The 19,220-nt window shown below is 67.6% G+C and carries 20 protein-coding genes and 1 tRNA gene; 10 read left to right on the top strand and 11 right to left on the bottom strand.

The window, feature by feature from the left end:
• Nucleotides 1-111: 111 nt before the first annotated feature.
• From ACFCYE_RS15035 to ACFCYE_RS15015, 5 genes are all read right to left on the bottom strand, one after another.
• Nucleotides 112-1,824, bottom strand: a complete 1,713-nt coding sequence (locus ACFCYE_RS15035) for a sensor histidine kinase (RefSeq protein WP_376179960.1) — start codon at nucleotides 1,822-1,824, stop codon at nucleotides 112-114.
• A gap of 37 nt (nucleotides 1,825-1,861) precedes the next feature.
• Nucleotides 1,862-2,557: a response regulator transcription factor gene (locus tag ACFCYE_RS15030; RefSeq protein WP_376179958.1), complete on the bottom strand. Its 696-nt coding sequence runs from the start codon at nucleotides 2,555-2,557 to the stop codon at nucleotides 1,862-1,864.
• 62 nt (nucleotides 2,558-2,619) lie between these two features.
• Complete coding sequence (locus tag ACFCYE_RS15025) at nucleotides 2,620-4,263, bottom strand: DNA repair helicase XPB (RefSeq protein ID WP_376179956.1); 1,644 nt, start codon at nucleotides 4,261-4,263, stop codon at nucleotides 2,620-2,622.
• 39 nt (nucleotides 4,264-4,302) lie between these two features.
• Nucleotides 4,303-6,009, bottom strand: a complete 1,707-nt coding sequence (locus tag ACFCYE_RS15020; RefSeq protein ID WP_376179954.1) for a helicase-associated domain-containing protein — start codon at nucleotides 6,007-6,009, stop codon at nucleotides 4,303-4,305.
• Between the two features lie 2 nt (nucleotides 6,010-6,011).
• Nucleotides 6,012-6,287 (bottom strand): multidrug ABC transporter ATPase, encoded by a 276-nt coding sequence (locus tag ACFCYE_RS15015; protein ID WP_376179952.1) that lies wholly within the window; start codon nucleotides 6,285-6,287, stop codon nucleotides 6,012-6,014.
• 94 nt (nucleotides 6,288-6,381) lie between these two features.
• On the opposite strand from ACFCYE_RS15015, the gene ACFCYE_RS15010 reads away from it, so the two are divergent.
• Both ACFCYE_RS15010 and ACFCYE_RS15005 read left to right on the top strand, forming a co-directional pair.
• Entirely contained in the window at nucleotides 6,382-6,762 is a 381-nt protein-coding gene (locus tag ACFCYE_RS15010; protein ID WP_376179951.1) for a cold-shock protein, read from the top strand.
• Complete coding sequence (locus tag ACFCYE_RS15005) at nucleotides 6,746-7,384, top strand: DUF3027 domain-containing protein (RefSeq protein WP_376179949.1); 639 nt, start codon at nucleotides 6,746-6,748, stop codon at nucleotides 7,382-7,384. Before ACFCYE_RS15010 ends, ACFCYE_RS15005 begins: the two co-directional genes overlap by 17 nt.
• Before the next feature lie 79 nt (nucleotides 7,385-7,463).
• Here the strand turns inward: ACFCYE_RS15005 and serC are convergent, their stop codons facing one another.
• On the bottom strand, nucleotides 7,464-8,579 hold the full coding sequence (serC, locus tag ACFCYE_RS15000) for a phosphoserine transaminase (RefSeq protein ID WP_376179947.1): 1,116 nt from the start codon (nucleotides 8,577-8,579) through the stop codon (nucleotides 7,464-7,466).
• A 100-nt stretch (nucleotides 8,580-8,679) separates the two neighbouring features.
• Here serC and ACFCYE_RS14995 point away from each other — a divergent pair, with 100 nt between their 5' ends.
• The 6 genes from ACFCYE_RS14995 (at nucleotide 8,680) to ACFCYE_RS14970 (ending at nucleotide 13,231) form a co-directional block, all read left to right on the top strand.
• A complete protein-coding gene (locus ACFCYE_RS14995; RefSeq protein ID WP_376179945.1) occupies nucleotides 8,680-9,381 on the top strand; it encodes a metal-dependent transcriptional regulator in 702 nt (233 codons plus the stop codon).
• A gap of 351 nt (nucleotides 9,382-9,732) precedes the next feature.
• A complete protein-coding gene (locus ACFCYE_RS14990) occupies nucleotides 9,733-10,479 on the top strand; it encodes a M23 family metallopeptidase (protein ID WP_376179943.1) in 747 nt (248 codons plus the stop codon).
• A 315-nt stretch (nucleotides 10,480-10,794) separates the two neighbouring features.
• Nucleotides 10,795-11,292 (top strand): HNH endonuclease, encoded by a 498-nt coding sequence (locus ACFCYE_RS14985; RefSeq protein WP_376180174.1) that lies wholly within the window; start codon nucleotides 10,795-10,797, stop codon nucleotides 11,290-11,292.
• Between the two features lie 36 nt (nucleotides 11,293-11,328).
• Nucleotides 11,329-11,400 (top strand) — tRNA-Arg (locus tag ACFCYE_RS14980).
• A 111-nt stretch (nucleotides 11,401-11,511) separates the two neighbouring features.
• Complete coding sequence (locus ACFCYE_RS14975) at nucleotides 11,512-12,624, top strand: fatty acid desaturase family protein (RefSeq protein ID WP_376179941.1); 1,113 nt, start codon at nucleotides 11,512-11,514, stop codon at nucleotides 12,622-12,624.
• 136 nt (nucleotides 12,625-12,760) lie between these two features.
• On the top strand, nucleotides 12,761-13,231 hold the full coding sequence (locus ACFCYE_RS14970) for a GNAT family N-acetyltransferase (RefSeq protein WP_376179939.1): 471 nt from the start codon (nucleotides 12,761-12,763) through the stop codon (nucleotides 13,229-13,231).
• Between the two features lie 9 nt (nucleotides 13,232-13,240).
• Here ACFCYE_RS14970 and ACFCYE_RS14965 read toward each other — a convergent pair whose 3' ends face one another.
• From ACFCYE_RS14965 to ACFCYE_RS14945, 5 genes are all read right to left on the bottom strand, one after another.
• Nucleotides 13,241-13,915 carry a DUF6766 family protein gene (locus ACFCYE_RS14965; RefSeq protein ID WP_376179937.1) on the bottom strand — a complete coding sequence of 225 codons (675 nt, stop codon included), beginning with the start codon at nucleotides 13,913-13,915 and terminating at the stop codon, nucleotides 13,241-13,243.
• A 206-nt stretch (nucleotides 13,916-14,121) separates the two neighbouring features.
• Complete coding sequence (locus ACFCYE_RS14960; protein WP_376180172.1) at nucleotides 14,122-14,550, bottom strand: NUDIX domain-containing protein; 429 nt, start codon at nucleotides 14,548-14,550, stop codon at nucleotides 14,122-14,124.
• Between the two features lie 181 nt (nucleotides 14,551-14,731).
• Nucleotides 14,732-15,127: a hypothetical protein gene (locus ACFCYE_RS14955; RefSeq protein ID WP_376179935.1), complete on the bottom strand. Its 396-nt coding sequence runs from the start codon at nucleotides 15,125-15,127 to the stop codon at nucleotides 14,732-14,734.
• Between the two features lie 54 nt (nucleotides 15,128-15,181).
• Nucleotides 15,182-15,940: a gamma-glutamyl-gamma-aminobutyrate hydrolase family protein gene (locus tag ACFCYE_RS14950; protein WP_376179933.1), complete on the bottom strand. Its 759-nt coding sequence runs from the start codon at nucleotides 15,938-15,940 to the stop codon at nucleotides 15,182-15,184.
• A gap of 26 nt (nucleotides 15,941-15,966) precedes the next feature.
• On the bottom strand, nucleotides 15,967-17,502 hold the full coding sequence (locus tag ACFCYE_RS14945; RefSeq protein WP_376180170.1) for a 2-isopropylmalate synthase: 1,536 nt from the start codon (nucleotides 17,500-17,502) through the stop codon (nucleotides 15,967-15,969).
• A gap of 249 nt (nucleotides 17,503-17,751) precedes the next feature.
• On the opposite strand from ACFCYE_RS14945, the gene ACFCYE_RS14940 reads away from it, so the two are divergent.
• Together ACFCYE_RS14940 and ACFCYE_RS14935 are read left to right on the top strand one after the other, a co-directional pair.
• A complete protein-coding gene (locus ACFCYE_RS14940) occupies nucleotides 17,752-18,420 on the top strand; it encodes a FadR/GntR family transcriptional regulator (RefSeq protein WP_376179931.1) in 669 nt (222 codons plus the stop codon).
• Nucleotides 18,417-19,214 carry an ABC transporter ATP-binding protein gene (locus ACFCYE_RS14935; RefSeq protein WP_376179928.1) on the top strand — a complete coding sequence of 266 codons (798 nt, stop codon included), beginning with the start codon at nucleotides 18,417-18,419 and terminating at the stop codon, nucleotides 19,212-19,214. The genes ACFCYE_RS14940 and ACFCYE_RS14935 overlap by 4 nt, the downstream gene beginning before the upstream one ends.
• Nucleotides 19,215-19,220 lie beyond the last annotated feature (6 nt).

Genomic DNA, 19,220 nt, shown 5'->3' with positions numbered 1-19,220 from the left:
GGGAGCTCTGAGGTTAGGCAGCCGGCACCACGCCGCGTCCGTCTGGATGAGCGCTGTCCACGGCATCCGTGGACAGTCCGCGCACACGACGAGCCTGTGCAGAACGAGTGGTCAGAGCTCGAGCGGTGGGATCGGCTGGGTGTCCTGGAGCAGGTGCTCGGGGATCGCGCGAGCGGGAGCGAGAGGAAGGGTGACCGTGAACGTCGCTCCGCCGCCGGGTGTCTCCGACACGGATACGGAGCCGTGCAGCGCTTCGACGATCGAGGCGACGATCGCCAGACCGAGACCCGACCCACCGGTCTCGCGCGCCCGGGAGGTGTCGGCGCGCCAGAACCGCTGGAAGATCTGCTCGCGGATCTGCTCCGGCACGCCTTCGCCATGGTCGGCGATCGAGATCGTGCCGACTCCTGCGACACGATCGGCGCCGACGACGATCTCGATGGGGGATTCCTCGCCGGAGAAGCGGCGGGCGTTTCCGAGCAGGTTCGCCACGACCTGACGGACCTTGTTCTCTTCGCCGAGCACGATCGGCGGTGTGCTCACCGGGTTGTCGATGACCTCGCTGAAGTCGATCTCGGGGACCGGTTCGGAATGCGGGTTCCGCGGTCGCCGGCGCAATCTGGCCAGTGTCGCGCCGGCCCTGCCGCGCGGCGCCTGAGCCGGGCGGTGCTGGTCGATCGGCACGGTGGCGGTCGACGGCTTGAGCGAGGGCCGGTCGGCGGTGGTGTCCACCACGGTGACCGTGCGGCCGGGAGCAGCGGCGCGCACATCGAGCGCGGCGTCCCTGGCGATCGGGCGCAGGTCGAGGGGGCTGATCTCGGGTTCGCGTTCCTCGTCGAGACGCGCGAGTGCGAGGAGATCCTCGACGAGCACGCCCATCCGGATCGCCTCCTTCTCGATGCGCTCCATCGCCCTGGCCGTGTCCTCATCGCCGCGGATGGCACCCATCCGGTAGAGCTCGGCGTATCCGCGCACGCTCACGAGCGGCGTTCGGAGCTCGTGGCTCGCGTCGCCGATGAACCGGCGCATGTGCTGCACTGTGCGGTCGCGTTCGGCGATCGAGCGGTCGAGGCGGTCGAGCATCGTGTTGATCGCGAGATTGAGACGCCCCACCTCTGTCGTCGGTTCGAGATCGGTCATGCGCTGCCCGAAGTCGCCGGAGGCGATCGCCATGGCGGTCGTCTCGACATGACCGAGGCGACGGAAGGTCAGCGTGACCAGCCCGCGTGTCAGCAGCGCCGCGATCAGGATCGTGAACAGCGCGACCGTCGTGTAGACCCCCAGATACAGCCCGATGATCCGGTCGACCTCTTCGAGCGGCATCGCCACGTACTGCACGTAGACGGTGCCATCCGGCCCCGCCTTCGTGCTGACCGCGCCGTGGAACGCCGTCTTGCCGTCGACACCGGTGAGCGGGAGCGGGATGCTCTCTTCGTCGGCCTTGGCCTCGGCGAGGGGATAGGTCTCCGGAAAATCGGGCCCCACGGCATCCGGAGCCCCTCCGGCCTGAGCGATGAAGGCGCCTCCGGCGTCGTAGAAGGCCACGAAGGCCTCGCTGCGGACGGCATCCTCCCTCTCGGTGAGCACCAGCCCGCCGTTGCCGTCGGAGGTCGGGATGAAGAACCGCTCGACCATGCTGGTGCCGGCCAGCTGGCCCAGCTGCAGGTTGATGTTGCCGATCAGGGCCGCGCGCATGATCGGCACCGTGCCGATGCCGGCCACCAGCAGGCCGAGCGCGAGCACGGCGACCGTGACTCCGGTGACCTTCGCGCGCAGACTGATCCGCCGCCACCAGCCGGTGACCGCGTCGGGCTCGTGCGCCATGCGGTCCCTCCTGTGAACGGCGTGCGACGGATGCGGGTCAGGCGGACTTGCCGCTGACCTTCAGCATGTAGCCGAACCCGCGCTTGGTCTGGATGAGGGATTCCTCGGTGTGCGGGTCGATCTTGCGTCGCAGATACGAGATGTAGCTCTCCACGATCCCGGCATCCCCGTTGAAGTCGTACTCCCAGACGTGGTCGAGGATCTGCGCCTTCGACAGCACGCGATTGGGGTTGAGCATGAGATAGCGCAGCAGCTTGAACTCGGTCGGGCTGAGCTCGATCGGCACCTTGCCGACGTAGACGTCGTGCGTGTCCTGGTCCATCGACAACTCACCGGCGCGGATGATCGATTCCTCGTCGGCCTGCATCGTGCGGCGCAGGATGGCCTGTGCGCGCGCCACGATCTCGTCGAGGGCGAACGGCTTGGTCACGTAGTCGTCGCCGCCGGCGTTCAGGCCCTCGATCTTGTCCTGCGTGTCGTCCTTGGCAGTGAGGAAGAGGATCGGCGCGGTGAATCCGGCCCCACGCAGCCGTTTGGTGACGCTGAAGCCGTTCATGTCGGGAAGCATGACGTCGAGGATGATGAGGTCGGGCTCCTCTTCGAGGACCGCCGAGATCGTGGCGGCTCCGTTCCCGACGGTCTTCACCTGGAAACCGGCGAAGCTCAGACCCGTGGACAGCAGGTCACGGATGTTCGGCTCGTCATCGACGACCAGGATGCGCGCATCAGTCATGCCCCCATTATGGTGACTCAACCCATGCCGTGGCTGACCATTCGCGGAATGGCGCGCAGTGGCTATGCCGCAGCGAGCTCGTCGGCGTCGAGGATCGTGTAACTGTAGCCCTGCTCCGCGAGGAAGCGCTGGCGGTTCTGGGCGTAGTCCTGATCGACCGTGTCGCGGGCGATGAGCGTGTAGAAGCTCGCCGTGTGACCTGACTGCTTCGGGCGCAGGAGGCGCCCGAGACGCTGCGCCTCTTCCTGCCGGGAGCCGAAGGATCCGGAGACCTGGATGGCGACGGATGCCTCGGGCAGATCGATCGAGAAGTTCGCCACCTTGGAGACCACCAGCAGCGAGATGTCCCCCTCGCGGAACGCCCGGTAGAGCTCTTCGCGTTCGTCGACCGGGGTGGCGCCGGTGATCTGCGGAGCATCCAGAGCCTCGGACAGCGTCTCGAGCTGATCCAGGTACTGCCCGATGACGAGGATCTGCTCGCCGGGGTGCTTGGCGATCAGCTCTCGCACTGCGTCGATCTTCGCGGGAGCGGAAGCCGCCAACCGATACCGGTCGTCGTCGGTTGCCGCCGCGTACTCCAGCCGGTCGCTCGGCGGCAGATCCACGCGCACTTCATAGCAGGCGGCGGGGGAGATGAAGCCCTGAGCTTCGATCTGCTTCCACGGCGCATCGAACCGCTTGGGGCCGATCAGGCTGAACACGTCCCCCTCGCGACCGTCCTCGCGCACGAGCGTCGCTGTCAGACCGATGCGGCGTCGAGCCTGCAGATCCGCCGTCAGCTTGAACACGGGAGCCGGCAGCAGATGCACCTCGTCGTAGACGATGAGGCCCCAATCGAGGGCGTCCAGCAGCGCCAGGTGCGCATACTCGCCCTTCCGCTTGGCCGTGAGGATCTGGTAGGTGGCGATCGTGACCGGCTTGACCTCCTTGGCCTGCCCGGAGTATTCGCCGATCTCCTCCGGCGTGAGAGACGTGCGCTTGAGAAGCTCGTCGCGCCACTGCCGGGCGGAGACGGTGTTCGTCACGAGGATCAGCGTCGTGGTCTTGGTGGCGGCCATCGCGCCGGCGCCGACGATCGTCTTCCCCGCACCGCAGGGCAGCACCACGACGCCGGACCCATCCTTCGAGAATGCATCCACGGCATCCTGCTGATACGGCCGGATGTGCCAGCCGTCCTCGGCCAGATCGATCTCATGCGGGGTGCCCGGGGTGTAGCCGGCGAGGTCCTCCGCAGGCCAGCCGATCTTCAGCAGTTCCTGTTTGATCTGTCCGCGTGCCCATGCGTCGACGACGAACGTGTCCGGAGTGGGGTGCCCGACCAGCAGCGGCTGGATGCGCTTGTTGTTCGCGACCTGCGTGAGCACCGCGGGGTCGATCGAGCGCAGGATGAGCGTGCCCTCGTCGTCACGCTCGATGGTGAGGCGCCCGTAGCGGCTCACCGTCTCCTTGAGATCGACGGACACCGACGGCGGGACGGGGAAGCGCGACCAGCGGTCGAGCGTCTCCAGCATGTCCTCCGCGCTGTGCCCGGCGGCGCGGGCGTTCCACAGCCCCAGGCGGGTGATGCGGTAGGTGTGGATGTGCTCGGGGGCCCGTTCGAGCTCGGTGAAGATGGCCAGCTCGTGGCGAGCGCTCTCGGCATCCGGGTGGGCGACCTCGAGCAGGACGGTGCGATCGCTCTGGACGATCAAGGGGCCATCAGACATAGCTGACCAGTCTACTGCGCTCGGCCGTGCGCGGCGCGGTCAGTGCTCGGCGCTCGCATCCACGATCCGAGCGGATCGGATGCTGGACACCGGCAGCGTCCGCTCGACATCGGCGGCGCGGTCGCGGCCGCGCAACCGGCCGCCGCCGAGTCCGCTTGCCTCGAGTGTCAGCTCGCGCGAAGAGCCGTCCGGCATACCGACCTCGACGACGACCATGGCGCGCTGCCGGACCGCCGCCTCGAGCTCCCGATCGAGCCATGCCGCGTCGGCGTCGGGGCCCTGGTGCTCGCGGAGCCGTGCGATGAGTGCCGCATACGAGGGAGCGCTCTGCGTCGGTCCGTCGTCGACGGCCGGCGCACGTCGTGTGGACACGGCCTGTCCGTCGTCGTCGACGAGCGTCGCGGGGTAGCGGGCATCGACGAGCGCCCAGTACACGGTTTCGGCGCCGACACGAGAGGTCAGCATCCGGTCTTCCGCAGTCAGGGTGAGCGGACGCAGGCTGCGGTCGACGCTCATCGTCTCGATCAGGTGCGCATCGCTGCTCGTCACGATCGTCCCGCCCTCCGACGCCCACACGCGGACCAGGCCGTGCCGCTGGGCGGTCTGGGAGACCAGGTACGCCAGCGGCTGCGGCACGCCGGTGAGCGACAGAGCCGTGAGGAACTCGATGAGCGAGGCCTCGGTCTCACCCTCGACGAGTCCTCTTGTGATGGATTCGGCGGTGAACCGGTACGAGGAGGACTGTGCCGAGTCGCGTTCCACCATGCTGCGCAGGCGCACATCCAAGTCGGGGCGGAGAGGGCCGGGTGCGATCGCGGTGAGATCGTTCTGGAGGAACACGCGGTCGACCTCGGCGGGGACGTGCCGCACGAGCGGCTCCGCGTCGGCATCCTGACCATGGCGGAGTCGGGCCGACCAGGTCGGCTCGGTTCCGTCGTCCGCGATCAGCCCGAGCAGGAGCGCCCGACGCCGCAGCCGCTGCTCGCGGGCAGGCCACGTCGCGTCCCAGGGGTAGGCCGCGCGCCACTCCGCCGGCGGCAGCCATCCGTCGATGGAGCGGATGCCGATGGGCAGCGCCGCGCGGAACGCGGTCGCCAATCGCGCCCACCGTTCGGCGAAGGCGAGCCGGAGCCAGTCCTCGGTGGACGCGGTGGGCAGCACGCGTCGCTCTTGCGTGCGCACCAGCGCGGCATCGGCGGCGATCGCCCGCAGGTCGTCGGCATCCTCGGCATCGATTCCGATATCGGTGAGGCGCTTCTTCTCGCCGGCAGCGAGCATGCCCGTCGCCAGGAGCGCGAGCGGCGCCTCGCGGGCGGCGAGCAGAAGATCCGCGAGACGGGCGACGGTCGCGAACGCGAGTTCGGCCGCTCGGGCGGAGGCATCATCGGATGCCGCGGTCGGTTCGGCGGCTTCGGGAGCGGTGACCGGTGTTCGACCGGAGATCGCTTCGGCGACGGGGGCGAACAGCGCCCCGTTCTGATCGATCAGACCGAGGCCGAGTAGTCGATCTCGATGCGATCCGGCATCCTGCCCTGCGGCGACACGAGCGATCGCCGCAGCCTCCTCGCGGGGAAGCGACGAGACGGCGCGGTCGATGGAGGCAGGATCGAGCAGCGATTCGGCCGCATCGAAGAAGTCGTTCCATGCGGGATCCGGTCGGACCTCGCGCCCGGCGAACAGGCGCTCCAGATCCGCGTCCGAGGCGGCAGCCAGCCACACGGCGAGCGGGCGGGCATGCGTGCTCATCGTCAGGAGCGCTTGTTCGCGCGGCCCTTCCTGGTGAAGCTCATGATCAGCAGGGTGATGATGAGCACGAAGGCGATCGGAAGACCCCATTGCGGAACGCCTGCGACGAAGGGCCAGGCGCCGTTCGCGAAGTCTTCATGGTGCATGCCCACGGCTGTGCCGATGATGATCGCGAAGAAGCAGATGACCGAGAGTGCGGCCAATCCGAGCGCGGTGAAGGCGAGGATCCGATCCACTGCGCGGACCGGGACGTCCGATCCGGAATTCTGCGTGCTCATCAGACTCAGCCTAGTCCCTCGTTCCCCGGTAGGATCGAGGCAGGTGCGCGCGGACGCATCCGAGTTATCCGACAGCAATACAGTGAGGTTCTCCATGCCCACCGGCAAGGTCAGGTTCTACGACGACGAGAAGGGGTTCGGCTTCATCGCCAGCGATGACGGCCAGGATGTCTTCCTGCACGCCTCCGCCCTGCCCGCGGGCGCCACAGTGAAGACCGGGAGTCGCGTCGAGTTCGGCGTCGCCGACGGCAAGCGCGGACTGCAGGCGCTCTCGGTGCGCGTGCTGGAGGCCCCGACGAGCCTTGCGAAGGCGAAGCGCAAGTCGGCCGACGACATGGCGATCATCGTCGAGGATCTCGTGAAGCTCCTCGACGGCATCGGCGGCGATCTGCGCCGCGGACGCTATCCCTCTTCCAGTCACGGTCGAAAGATCGCGGCAGTGCTGCGCAAGGTGGCTGATGACCTCGACGCCTGAGCCCGACGCGCGTCTGATCGGCGCCCGTGATCTCGCGCTCGCCGCGCTGCACGAGATCACGCCTGCGTCGACCGTCGGCCCCGCCGCCGGCCACGTGGTCGAAGCGGACGGCTCGGTGTCCCTGCGGTACGAGAACCGTCTCGGCGGCTACCCGGGCTGGTTCTGGACCGTGACCGTCGCCGCAGTCGACGATGCCGACCCGACCGTGCTCGAGGTCGAGCTGCTTCCCGGCGACGGGGCACTGCTCGCGCCGGACTGGGTGCCGTGGGCGGAGCGTCTCGCCGAGTACCGCGCGCACCAGGCCGAGCTCGCCGAGCAGGCCGCTGCCGCCGCATCCGACGCCGTCCAGGACGACGACTCCGAAGAGGACGTCGATGACGAAGACATCGACGATGAGGATGAGGACGAGTCCGACGACGATGACTTCGACGCCGACGACGATGATGACGTCGACGTGATCTCCCCTCGGCTCCATGCCGGCGACCTCGACGGCGTCGACATCGATGAGCTCGACGACTCCGCGGAAGACGGAGCACCGGTCGACGGGGAGAACTCCGAGGAGGACGACTCCGAGGAAGACGACGAGGACTCCGTCGACACGGTCTCCGACGACGAGGAATGACCTCGCGCCCCTGCGCAGACGCGAACAGAACTGCCCCGCCTCTCGTCAGAGATGCGGGGCAGTTCTTCGTCGTTGGGCGCTACGCCCCCGAGCGGTTGGCGAGCACGTACTCGATCGAGCGGATGAGTTGGCGGACGTCGTCCGGCTCGATCGAGACGAACGTCGCGACGCGCAGCTGGTTGCGGCCGAGCTTGCGATACGGCTCGGTGTCGACGATGCCGTTCGCGCGCAGGGTCTTCGCGATCGCCGCGGCGTCGACGCTGTCGTCGAAGTCGATCGTGGCGACGACCGGGGAGCGGTGCGCGGCATCGGCGACGTAGGGCGTCGCGACAGCGGATGCCTCGGCCCAGTCGTACAGTGCCCGGGAGGACTCCGCGGTGCGGGCTCCGGCCCACGCGAGTCCGCCGTTGCCGTTGATCCACTGCAGCTGGCTGTGCAGAAGGTGCAGGGTCGTCAGCGCTGGCGTGTTCAGCGTCTGGTTCAGGCGGGAGTTGTCGACCGCGTTCTTCAGACTGAGGAACTCGGGGATGTACCGATCGGACGCCGCGATGCGCTCGATCCGCTCGATGGCGGCAGGAGAGACCGCTGCGAACCACAGGCCGCCGTCGGATCCGAGGTTCTTCTGCGGGGCGAAGTAGTAGACGTCGGCCTTCGCGACGTCGAAGTCGATGCCGCCCGCCGCGCTGGTGGCGTCGATCACGGTGAGGGCGCCATCGGCGGCGACGCGCTCGACGGGGGCTGCCACACCGGTCGAGGTCTCGTTGTGCGGCCAAGCGTACACATCGATGCCTTCGACGATCTCTGCGGACGTGCGCGACCCGGGCTCGGCGTTGCGCACGTCGGGTGCCTGGAGCCACGGCGCGGCCGCCGCCTTGGCGAACTTCCCGCCGAACTCGCCGAAGACGAGGTTCTGGGAGCGGTTCTGGATCAGGCCGAACGCCGCGGCATCCCAGAACGCCGTCGAACCGCCGTTGCCGAGGACGATCTCATAGCCGTCCGGAAGGCGGAACAGGTCCGCGAGCTGCTCGCGGACCCCGCCGACGAGGTTCTTCACCGGCGCCTGCCGATGCGACGTTCCCAGGATCGAGACGCCGGAGGTGAGCAGCGCCTCCAGCTGCGCGGGGCGCACCTTGGACGGACCGCAGCCGAAGCGGCCGTCGACGGGCAGGAGGTCACGGGGAATCTCGATCGCCATGGGTCGATTCTAGGCCCGTGCCCCTCGGCCGTTTCGCCGCGTGACGGGGCCGATCCCCGATTGGGAATGTAGGCTTACCTAAGAACTTTCGGAGGGCCAGATGACCGACCTGATCGACACCACGGAGATGTATCTCCGCACCATCCTCGAACTCGAGGAGGAGAACATCGTGCCCCTGCGCGCACGCATCTCCGAACGCCTCGGTCACTCCGGTCCGACGGTGTCGCAGACGGTCGGGCGCATGGAGCGCGACGGGCTCGTCGTCGTGTCCGAGGACCGCACGCTCGAGCTGACGGATGCCGGCCGCCGCAAGGCGGTCGACGTGATGCGCAAGCACCGTCTCGCCGAGCGTCTGCTCTCCGACGTGATCGGCCTGGATTGGGCCTACGTGCACGATGAGGCATGCCGTTGGGAGCACGTGATGAGCGAGCAGGTCGAGCGTCGGCTCGTCGAGCTGCTCGGCCACCCCACCGAGTCGCCGTACGGAAATCCGATTCCCGGACTCGACCAGCTCGGCGACATGCCTGCTCGGACCTTCGACGAGGGCGTGATCGGTCTCGTCCAGAAGCTGAACGCCGCCGAGGAATCCACCGAGGGAACAGTGCGCCGCCTCGCCGAACCCGCACAGGTCGATCCCGAGCTTCTCCAGCAGTTGCGTGACGCGGGCGTCGTTCCGGGTGCGCACGGCACATACCGGTACAACGAGGGCTACGTCCTGATCCAGATGGATGGCAACGACGAGGGCCTCGAGCTTCCGGTCGAGCTGGCATCCCACATCTTCCTGGTGCGCGACGAGGCCTGATTCCGCGGGCCTGCGGATGCTGCGAGGCACGCCTTCGGAGAATTGCCAGGTTGCCAGGGTGACAGAATCGTTATCTTCCGGTAACCTCGGTCAAGTCGTCAGCGAAGGAAGCCCGCGGGCGATGACCGCGAAGATCGCCTCACCGGCTCGTCGTCTTCGCGGGAGACGATCGCACAGTGCCCGAAGCTACACGTGCCCCGATAGCAGAGTGCCGACGAGCCAGCGCAACCCGAGCGCCGAGGCGCAGGAGGATCACTGATCTTGGCCACAGACATCGAATCGCCCGAGAAGACATCTGAAGATCGCACCCCCGCCCGTCGCGGCGTGGGTCGCAGCGGGCGAAAGCTGTCCGTGAAGAAGCCACTGCGTTCCATCGCCATCTTCGGCGCCGTCGGCGCCCTGGTCGCGGCCGTCGCACTGCCGGCGTACGCGTCGACGACCCCCACGATGGAAGCAGCCACCACTCTGCAGCAGGTGGCCATGGACGACGCGCAGTCGCTCGTGGTCGCATCCGAAGCGACGGCCGCTCCGATGGACCGTGGCAACTACTCGGCGACCACGCCGGATGAGATCGCGCAGAAGAAGGCCGCAGAAGCGGCCGCCGCGCGAGCACAGGCTGCGGCCAAGGCCGCGGCATCCTCCTCCCGTGGTGGCGGCGGCGGGTACAGCACCGCCGGTGTCGCGCTGGTCGCTCCGGGGTCCGGTGAGGTCCGCAACCCCGTCGGCGGCGGTTACTACGTCAGCCGCACGCTCAGCGGCGGCCACAACGGCGCCGACATGGTCGGCGACGCCGGGACTCCGCTCTACGCGGCGGCAGCCGGAACCGTCCGCATCTCGACCGACAGCTACTACGGCTACGGCGTCGGCGTCGTGATCGACCATGTTCTCGGTGGTCAGCAGGTCTCCACGCTCTACGGACACATGATCTACGGCTCACGCCAGGTCCAGCCCGGTCAGACCGTGCAGGCCGGGCAGCTGATCGGATTCATGGGAAGCACCGGACGCTCGACGGCGAACCACCTGCACTTCGAGGTGCGCATCGGTGGCAGTCTGGTCGAGCCGATCGGCTGGCTGAACGCCAACGGCGCTCCCGCCTGATCCTTCGTCGACACGCCCTCTGCAGTTCACCGGGTGTTTCGCCCGCACACAGGTGGATGGGTTAGCCTGATCCCGTTGTCGCACAGGCGGGAGTCGCTGATGGACCGAATACCGAGCATCCGAACCATGGATGCGCTCGGCCTTCTGGTGCTTCGGCATTGCCCGCAGGGATGCCACGGTGCAGCCGTGCGCGAAAGGCGCTGTCTCTAGAGACGGCGCCTTTTTTCGTCCCTGCGTGCAGAATTCCTCCGCCCGTGCGGCCTCGTGTGAGTCGAGAGTGCCGGGAAGCCGTCCCGGCGTATCGAGAGGAAGATGATGCGCACACTGGTCCTGAACGCCGGATACGAGCCACTCGCCGTGGTGTCCTTCAAACGAGCGCTCGTGCTCGTGATGAATGAGAAGGCGACCGTCATCGAGCACGTCGAGGGGGATCCCGTCTGGGCCAGCCACGGCAGATTCGATCGTCCGGTCGTGATCATCCTCAGCCGCTACGTGCGCGTCCCCTCGAGCAGACGGGTGCCGGTCACCAGACGCGGCGTGCTGCGACGTGACAACCACCGCTGCGGCTACTGCGGCAAGGCGGCCTCGACGATCGACCACATCCTGCCGCGGTCGCGCGGCGGAGCGGACTCGTGGGAGAACCTCGTCGCGTGCTGTCTGCGCTGCAACAACATCAAGAGCGACCGCACACCGCAGGAGATGGGGTGGGACCTGCGATTCACCCCGCGCCCGCCGCGCAACACCTCCTGGACAGTGCGCGGCACGGAGCGCAGCGATCCGCGGTGGGAACCGTACCTCGCCCTGGCGGCGTGAGCTCGGTGCCGAAGCCTGGGTAGACTGGTCCGGCCAGCCTCTGTAGCTCAATGGAAGAGCAGTTGCGTCCTAAGCAAACGGTTGGGGGTTCGAGTCCCTCCAGGGGCACCGCGAGGTCGCCGGCGAGACTGTGAACGCATACAGGTTCGCGGCGTAACGTCAGGATGGATGAAGGCGGAACGTTCCGCATGGTTCAGCTCCGCTGGAGAAGAGACCATCATGGACGCCATCCGTCCGACCATCCACACGAGTCAGCGCGGCGACGTCCGCCGCGCGTCGAGCACGTTCACCGAACTGGCGAGGCAGATCCGCGATCGCGGGCTGCTGCGCCGTCGATACGGCTACTACTGGACCAAACTGGTCGCGGCACCACTCGCCGTGGCGGTGTGCCTCATCGCCTTCATCTGGATCGGCGACACCTGGTGGCAACTGTTCACCGCCGGCGTCCTCGCGATCGTCTTCACGCAGATCGCCTTTCTCGGCCACGATGCTGCGCATCGGCAGATCTTCGTATCCGGACGCTGGAACGACTGGATCAGCCTCATTCTCGGTGATCTGCTGGTCGGCATGAGCTACGGCTGGTGGCAGCACAAGCACACCCGCCACCACGCCAACCCGAACAAGCTCGGAGCGGACCCCGACATCGAACTCCCCGTCATCGTCGTCACGGCCGAGGCGACGTCGACGCATCAGGGCCCGCTGATCGGCTGGTTGCGCGCCCATCAAGGGCTGCTGTTCTTTCCGATCCTGCTTTTCGAAGGCCTGTCGCTGCACGCGTCGAGTGTGCGTCGAGTGTTCGCACGGGGGCGGCTGGAGCGGCGATGGGCCGAGATCACTTTCCTCAGCATCCGGATGGTGGGTTATGTGGTCCTGGTGTTCATCGTCCTCTCGCCCGGAATCGCCTTCGTGTTCCTCGCGGTGCAGCTGGGGTTGTTCGGTTTCTACATGGGCATCGCGTTCGCGCCGAACCACAAGGGCATGCCGGTCGTGCCACGCGACATGACTCTCGATTTCCTGCGCCGTCAGGTGATGATGAGCCGCAACATCCGTGGCAGCCGCTTCCTGGATGTCGCGATGGGCGGCCTCAACTATCAGATCGAGCACCACCTCTTCCCGTCGATGCCGCGCCCTCATCTGCGCCGCGCGGCGCCGGAGATCGAGGCCTACTGCCGGGAGCACGACGTTCCCTACACGAGCGTGCCGCTGATCACCTCGTACCGGGTCGTCGTGGGATACATCAATCGCGTCGGATTGGGCGAGCGGGACGTCTTCACCTGTCCACTGATGGAACAGCGGGAAGCAATCGGAGCAGCTGCGCGCTCCGCCGGGTGATGAGGTGCAGGGCACGACCGCCGTCGCAGCAGCGCGAGCGCCGCGTGAGGCTCGCGCAACTTCGGATGCATACCGAGATCGAGCCCTGTCGATCAACCCCCATGACCGCTGAGGTCTCCGAGCGTATGTTGCCTGGATGGACATCGAACTGGCACGGGTAACGCCTGCGGACGCTGGCGAGATTCTCACGATCCAGCGTGCAGCGTTCGTCTCCGAGGCCTTGATATACGGCACTGCCGACATGCCTCCGCTGACTCAGACCCTCGACGAACTGCGAGCCGAACTCACGGAGGCGAACGGCTGGGTCGCCCGACGGGGACCCCGGCTGGTCGGGGCCATCCGCGTTCGGGAGACCGCGGAGCTGCTGCTCATCGGACGGATCGCGATAGCGCCGGATCTGCAGGGAGAGGGGATCGGACGCACCCTGCTGGAGGCGGTGGAGCGCGATTCGCAGGCACCGGAGGCCGAACTCTTCACCGGAAGCCTGAGCGAAGCGAATGTGAGGCTGTACGAATCGTGCGGATACCGGATCACGGAGCGGGTCGATCAGGGGGACGGGACGTCGCAGGTCTTCATGCGCAAGACGCTCCGGTCGGCATCCGGATGAAGCCGGCTGCTAGTCGGATTCGACGCTGCTGACGTGATGCGGCACGCCGACCGGCTTCGACTCGCTCGATCCGCGCTGCCGCAGGTAGATCGAGAACGCGACCATCGCGCCGACGGCGAGGAACTCGGACTGCCAGTTCTGAAGCGTCCGGTTCCAGAACTCGGGGGATGCCGCGTACTCGAGCCAGCTCTCCGGCGGCAGCCCGTGCAGCGCGTTCTCTTCGTTCGCGACGACGTGTCCCGCCAGCGACTGCGCGAGCCAGGAGAGCAGGAACAGCGATCCCATCACGAGCAGCAACGAGTTCGAGTAGAGCCAGAGCCGGATGCCGCGGATCCTGGCCCAGGCGGGAGAGTCCGCCCGCGCGTGCTTCCCGACCCGTTGATCCTCGTCGCCTCCGACTCCTTCGTCTCCGGGTTTCTTCGATTCGGGAGAGCCGACCTGGATCAGCCAGATGGTGGCGAGGATGAACAGGAAGAACTGGAGGAACTCCGACTGCCAGTTCTCGGCGACATCGACGACGAACTCGGACGAGGTGATGAAGTCGCCGTAGGAGATCGTCGGCTGCCCGTGGCGGGTGAGTTCCTCGTTGTTGTGGAAGAACCCGGTCACCGACTGGCCGATCAGGGCGAGCGCGAAGATCGAGAGGAACACCAGGCTCAGACTGGTGTTGCGGAGATAGCGCATCGACGTCACCTCCCCATCAGCGGCAGGCAGATCATGATCGCGAGGCCGCCGAATGCGATCACAGTCCACGCCCAGAACGCCGTGCGCATCGAAGCGCGCTCGCTGTCGTCGGCAGGCATCGGTCCCCTCCCATCGTGTTCGCTGAGCACACGGTAGGCCCGAAGCGCGGGTGATACGAAGGGGCTTGCTTTTCACATGCGCGGCAGTCACCGACGCTCGAGCGCCCACCACTGGAGCAGCATGATCGTCTTGCCGTCGACGATGCGTCCGTCCCCGACCATCGCGAGTGCCTCGGCGAACGGCAACGCGAGGACTTCGACATCCTCGCCCTCGGCGACGACACCGCCACCGGAGCTCGTTCGATCGCCGGGACTGTACGCCGCCGAGTAGAAGTGCACCTTCTCGGTGACCGAACCGGGACTCATGTAGGCCGTGAAGACATGCGTCACGGGACCGACCTCGACGCCGAGCTCCTCGGCGACCTCTCGTCGGATCGCGGTCACGGGGTCGTCGTCATCCAGCAGACCGGCCGCGGCTTCGATGAGCATTCCATCCGGGTGGTCGTTGACGTACGCGGGGTAGCGGAACTGCCGGGTGAGCAGAACGGTGGATCGCGCCTCATCGTGGAGCAGGATCGTGGCGCCGTCACCACGGTCGTAGGTCTCGCGCTGAATCGTCGACCAGCGGCCGTCGCGCCGTCGGAAGTCCGGTGGCAGGCCTGATCACGGATGCGGACCAGGAGTCCGAGATCGTGCGCCGTCTGAGCCGCCGAGTCCGAGTCATTCCTGTTCGCGCCTGAGCACGACGTCGCAGCTCTCAGGCGACGAGCGGCAGCAACGAGGCGAGGAAGCCGACCACCGCGGCCCCCAGCATCACGGCGGCCAGCACGAGGCAGATCCGCACGGCCGCCGAGCGCCGGTCGAGGCGCATGCGCTCAGGATCCCGGGTGGACACGTAGCCGGTGACCGAGGTGTCGTCGGATCTCGTGGCGTGCTCGTGCGGGCTCAGCACTCGCGAACATGTGCGCCCTCCCGCACTCCACATCGCGAACCGGCGGTCATCCACGCCCTCCACGATCGTCACGCTCGTGGGGGCGTAGGCGCCTTCGGCCACCCGGATCATGAGCCCGAGGATCAGCAGGGGCACGCCGGCGATCAGTCCGATCCAGGACATGAGTTCGCCGATCGTGCCGACGATGTCGACCGCGTTCATGATTCGGATCGGAGCGAGTGCTGCATTCCTGAACGTTAGCGCACGCGGAACTGCTCAGCGCGCGCGAGCAGGGATGCGCTCCGCCTGTCGCTCGAGGCGCCGCAGCAGCGGCGCGAGCTGTCGCGTCGCTGTGGCAGGGTGCTCAGGGTGCCACTGCACTCCGGTGATCGGTGCCGAGTCGTGCACCACGGCCTCCACCACGCCATCCGCGGCGCGGGCGGCGACGCGCAATCCGGCGCCGAGCACGTCCACCGCCTGGTGATGCGTGCAGCGCACCCTGAGTGCGGCATCCACATCGGCATCCAGATCCGTATCGGTCTCCAATCGCACGGCGGTCCGCACGAACGGGTCGCCACCGGTCGACCCACGATGTCGCTCCACGGTCGGCAGATGCTGGACGAGCGTCCCACCGAGGGCGACGTTGATCACCTGCATCCCGCGACAGATCCCCAGCACGGGCTTGCGCTGCTGCATCGCTTCTAGGACGACCGCGATGTGCGTGCTGTCGGTGCGCGGTTCGTGATGTCCGGAGCCCGGGTAGTCGACCCGCACGCCGTACAGCCGCGGGTCGACGTCCTCGCCCCCCATCAGCACGATGAGATCTGCCCGGCGTGCCGCGGCATGCGTGTCCGCGGTCGGCCGTTCCGCGGTGGGAACGAGCTCCGCCTCCCATCCCAGCGCGGCGACGGTCTCGACCGCCGAGGTGTTCAAGACGTCCAATTCGGCCTGATACCGCGCGTCGTACGCGCGGCGGGTGCGCAGATGGAGGAGCGCGACGCGGTGCGTGGTGATGGGCATTGCGACTCCGGTCATCCTCGTCCGTGTCACCCACACGGACCCTAGTGCTGGGGGATGCTCTCCATCCTGTCCGGCGTGCTTTGCGTCGCGGGGTCGCCGCCGTTTCCGAGATGTTTCGACATGCGCACAGCGCGCCAGTGGACGCTGTCAGGCGCGCGGACCTCGAAGAGCGCCCACGCCTCACCCGCCATCGTCGTCACATCGACGCGCGCGAGGACGTCGGGTTCGGCGGGCTCGTCCTCGTGGGCGTAGGCATCCACGAAGAGCTCCCAGAGCTGCGCCGCCGTGATCTCCTCCCCGTTCGCGTCGGTGCGCTGCTGCACATGGCGGGCGAGATCGATCTGCATCCGGCGGGGGAGCGTCATACCGACCGCCGTCTCCAGCAGATAGGCGATGCCGCCCTTGCCTGATTGCGAGTTCACCCTGATCACGGCGTCGTAACCGCGTCCGAGGTCGGCGGGGTCGATCGGCAGATACGGCACACGCCATGCCGCCTCGCCGACCGGGACGCCTTCGGCATCCGCCCGCGCGCGGTGCTCGGCCAGACCTTTGCGGATCGCATCCTGATGCGTGCCGCTGAAGGCCGTGTGCACCAGGTCTCCGACGTATGGATGCCGCGGGTGCACGTCGATCCGATTGCAGTGTTCGACGGTGCGGCGGATCTCGTCGATGTCCGAGAAATCGATCATCGGATCGACGCCCTGCGCGTGCAGATTCAGCGCGAGGGTCGCGATGTCGACGTTGCCGGTGCGCTCGCCGTTGCCGAACACGCACCCCTCGACGCGCTGCGCGCCTGCCAGGACTGCCAGTTCGGCGCACGCGACACCCGTGCCGCGGTCGTTGTGCGGATGCACGGACAGGATCACGCTGTCGCGTCGGGCGAGATGGCGATGCATGTACTCGATCTGGTCGGCATACACATTGGGGGTGGCGACTTCGACGGTGGCGGGGAGGTTGAGGATCACCGGGCGCTCAGGGGTCGCATCCCACAGGGCCGTCATCGCGTCGCAGACCTCGAGCACGTAGTCCGGTTCGGTGAGGTTGAAGACCTCCGGCGAGAACTGGAATCGCACGTTCGGTAGGTCGCCGGCGAGCTCGAGCACGTCGCGACCGGCATCCAGGATCAATCGCTTGAGCTCGTCACGGCTGCGTCCGAGCACGACATCGCGCCACGTCGGCGCCGTGGCCGTGTAGACGTGGATGACGACCGGATTGCGGATGCCGCGGATCGACGCGATCGTGCGTTCGACGAGGTCCCTTCGTGCGGCGGTGAAGACCACGATCGTGACGTCTTCCGGCGCGAGGTCGGCCTGGGCGATGAGGCGCACGAAGTCGAAGTCGGTCTCGGATGCCGAGGGATAGCCGACCTCGATCTCCTTGTATCCCATCGTGACGAGCAGCTCGAAGAACAGGCGCTTGCGCTGCGGGTCCATGGGCTCGGCGAGGGCCTGGTTGCCGTCGCGCAGATCGACCGGCACCCACAGCGGCGCCGTGGTGAGGCGATGGTTCGGCCACGAGCGATCGGTCAGGGGTACCGGTACACGGTCGAACACGGAGGAGTAGCGGTGCGAGGGCATCTGCGAGCCGCGCTGACGATTCCAGGGCGGCGCGTCGTCAGGCACGGGGGCGGCGGGGGTGGACAGGGTGGGGAACGGGCGGGACATGGTTTCCTCGAAGATCGAAGCGGATCGACCGGCAGCCGGGTGCGCCACGACGAGGGACCGGTCTGGCTAGACCTCGCCGTGGCGAAGAAGGAGGAGCATTCCCATGCGCATGGATGTCAACATACCAACTCCTCAGACAAGTTGACAAGTTAGAATGCGGGAATGGCTCAGATCCAACGCACACCGCTCGCCGATCAGGCGGCCGACCTCCTGCTCGAACGCATCCGTTCGGGCGAGTGGCAGCTCGGCCAGAAGCTGCCGGGCGAGACGACTCTCGCGCCGCAGCTGGGCGTGGGACGCTCCACCGTGCGTGAAGCCATCCGCCAGCTCGCGGGGCGCGGCGTGCTCGCCACGCGGCAGGGTTCAGGCGTCTTCGTCATGGCACTGGACGCACCAGAGGACTGGGATGCCGTGCTGCGCCGTGCCGACATCATCGCCGTCCTGGAAGCGCGCATCGCGATCGAAGCGGAGGCGGCGGCGCTCGCCGCCGAGCGGCGTACCGCATCCGATCTCCACCGCATTCGGCGAGCGCTCGCCGAGCGCGACAACGCCGCAGCGGGGATCGAGGCGCACGTCGATGCCGACACGGCGTTTCATCGCAGCATCATCGTCGCGGCGCACAACCCGATCCTGCTCGAGCTGTTCGACGGCTTCACGCCCCGCCTGCGTCAGGCGATGATCGAGATGCTGCGCATTCGCGCCGATCACGGCGGGCCTGAGGATCACGCGCGGCACGCGCGGCTCGCGGAGACCGTCTCGTCCAAGAACGCGATCGCCGCAGCGTCCGAGAGCAGAGCTCACCTGATCCGGTTGAAGGAGGCGCTGCGATGACGGACGAGGTCCTTCGTCTGGAGACGGTGACGTTCCGGCGCAACGGCAGGGAGATCCTGCACGGCATCGACCTCGTCGTCCACAGGGGAGAGCACTGGGCACTGCTCGGGCCGAACGGTGCGGGCAAGAGCACGATCCTCGGGTTCTGCGGGGCGAAGGAGCACCCCACCTCCGGCACGGTCGACGTGCTCGGGCGCCGTCTGGGACGGGTGGACATGCAGGAACTGCGGCAGCACATCGGGCACGTGAACCCTCGGCATCCGATCCGCATGCCGCTTTCGCCGATGGACGTGGCGCTCACCGGCTTCACCGGGACGATCGATCAGGCCATCCACTGGCGACCGACGGCGGCCGAGCAGGAGCGCGCGTCGACGCTGATCGGGATGGTCGGGCTCGGCGCGAATCCGGACATCATCTGGCCGACGATGTCGCAGGGGGAAAGAGGACGCTCGCTCATCGCGCGGGCGCTCGCGCCGGACCCGGCGCTGCTGCTTCTGGATGAGCCGACGACCGGGTTGGACGTCGCCGCGCGCGAGCAGCTGCTGGACACGATCGACGTCCTGTTCCGCACCGGGCCCGATCTCGCATCGGTGCTGGTGACGCATCACCTCGAGGAGCTGCCCGAATCCACGACGCACGCCATGGTGATCGCGGACGGACGGGTCGTCGCGGCAGGGCCCGCAACCGAGACGATCACGTCCGAAATCATCTCCGAGGCCTTCCGCCATCCGATCGACGTCGCGCACGACGACGGGCGCTGGGGTGCCAGAACCCGCCGTCGTGCCATCGTCTGAGACCGG

The sequence above is a fragment of the Microbacterium sp. NPDC056234 genome (assembly GCF_042267585.1).
Taxonomy (GTDB): domain Bacteria; phylum Actinomycetota; class Actinomycetes; order Actinomycetales; family Microbacteriaceae; genus Microbacterium.
Note: the sequence above shows the minus strand (reverse complement) of the source record. Positions and strands in the feature narration are given on the sequence as shown.

Excerpts from the sequence above, each read along its gene's own strand:
- ACFCYE_RS15035 (WP_376179960.1), bottom strand. The coding sequence starts at position 1,824 with ATGGCGCACGAGCCCGACGCGGTCACCGGCTGGTGGCGGCGGATCAGT.
- ACFCYE_RS15030 (WP_376179958.1), bottom strand. The coding sequence starts at position 2,557 with ATGACTGATGCGCGCATCCTGGTCGTCGATGACGAGCCGAACATCCGT.
- ACFCYE_RS15025 (WP_376179956.1), bottom strand. The coding sequence starts at position 4,263 with ATGTCTGATGGCCCCTTGATCGTCCAGAGCGATCGCACCGTCCTGCTC.
- ACFCYE_RS15020 (WP_376179954.1), bottom strand. The coding sequence starts at position 6,009 with ATGAGCACGCATGCCCGCCCGCTCGCCGTGTGGCTGGCTGCCGCCTCG.
- ACFCYE_RS15015 (WP_376179952.1), bottom strand. The coding sequence starts at position 6,287 with ATGAGCACGCAGAATTCCGGATCGGACGTCCCGGTCCGCGCAGTGGAT.
- ACFCYE_RS15010 (WP_376179951.1), top strand. The coding sequence starts at position 6,382 with ATGCCCACCGGCAAGGTCAGGTTCTACGACGACGAGAAGGGGTTCGGC.
- ACFCYE_RS15005 (WP_376179949.1), top strand. The coding sequence starts at position 6,746 with ATGACCTCGACGCCTGAGCCCGACGCGCGTCTGATCGGCGCCCGTGAT.
- serC (WP_376179947.1), bottom strand. The coding sequence starts at position 8,579 with ATGGCGATCGAGATTCCCCGTGACCTCCTGCCCGTCGACGGCCGCTTC.
- ACFCYE_RS14995 (WP_376179945.1), top strand. The coding sequence starts at position 8,680 with ATGACCGACCTGATCGACACCACGGAGATGTATCTCCGCACCATCCTC.
- ACFCYE_RS14985 (WP_376180174.1), top strand. The coding sequence starts at position 10,795 with ATGCGCACACTGGTCCTGAACGCCGGATACGAGCCACTCGCCGTGGTG.
- ACFCYE_RS14975 (WP_376179941.1), top strand. The coding sequence starts at position 11,512 with ATGGACGCCATCCGTCCGACCATCCACACGAGTCAGCGCGGCGACGTC.
- ACFCYE_RS14970 (WP_376179939.1), top strand. The coding sequence starts at position 12,761 with ATGGACATCGAACTGGCACGGGTAACGCCTGCGGACGCTGGCGAGATT.
- ACFCYE_RS14965 (WP_376179937.1), bottom strand. The coding sequence starts at position 13,915 with ATGCGCTATCTCCGCAACACCAGTCTGAGCCTGGTGTTCCTCTCGATC.
- ACFCYE_RS14955 (WP_376179935.1), bottom strand. The coding sequence starts at position 15,127 with ATGAACGCGGTCGACATCGTCGGCACGATCGGCGAACTCATGTCCTGG.
- ACFCYE_RS14950 (WP_376179933.1), bottom strand. The coding sequence starts at position 15,940 with ATGACCGGAGTCGCAATGCCCATCACCACGCACCGCGTCGCGCTCCTC.
- ACFCYE_RS14945 (WP_376180170.1), bottom strand. The coding sequence starts at position 17,502 with ATGCCCTCGCACCGCTACTCCTCCGTGTTCGACCGTGTACCGGTACCC.
- ACFCYE_RS14940 (WP_376179931.1), top strand. The coding sequence starts at position 17,752 with ATGGCTCAGATCCAACGCACACCGCTCGCCGATCAGGCGGCCGACCTC.
- ACFCYE_RS14935 (WP_376179928.1), top strand. The coding sequence starts at position 18,417 with ATGACGGACGAGGTCCTTCGTCTGGAGACGGTGACGTTCCGGCGCAAC.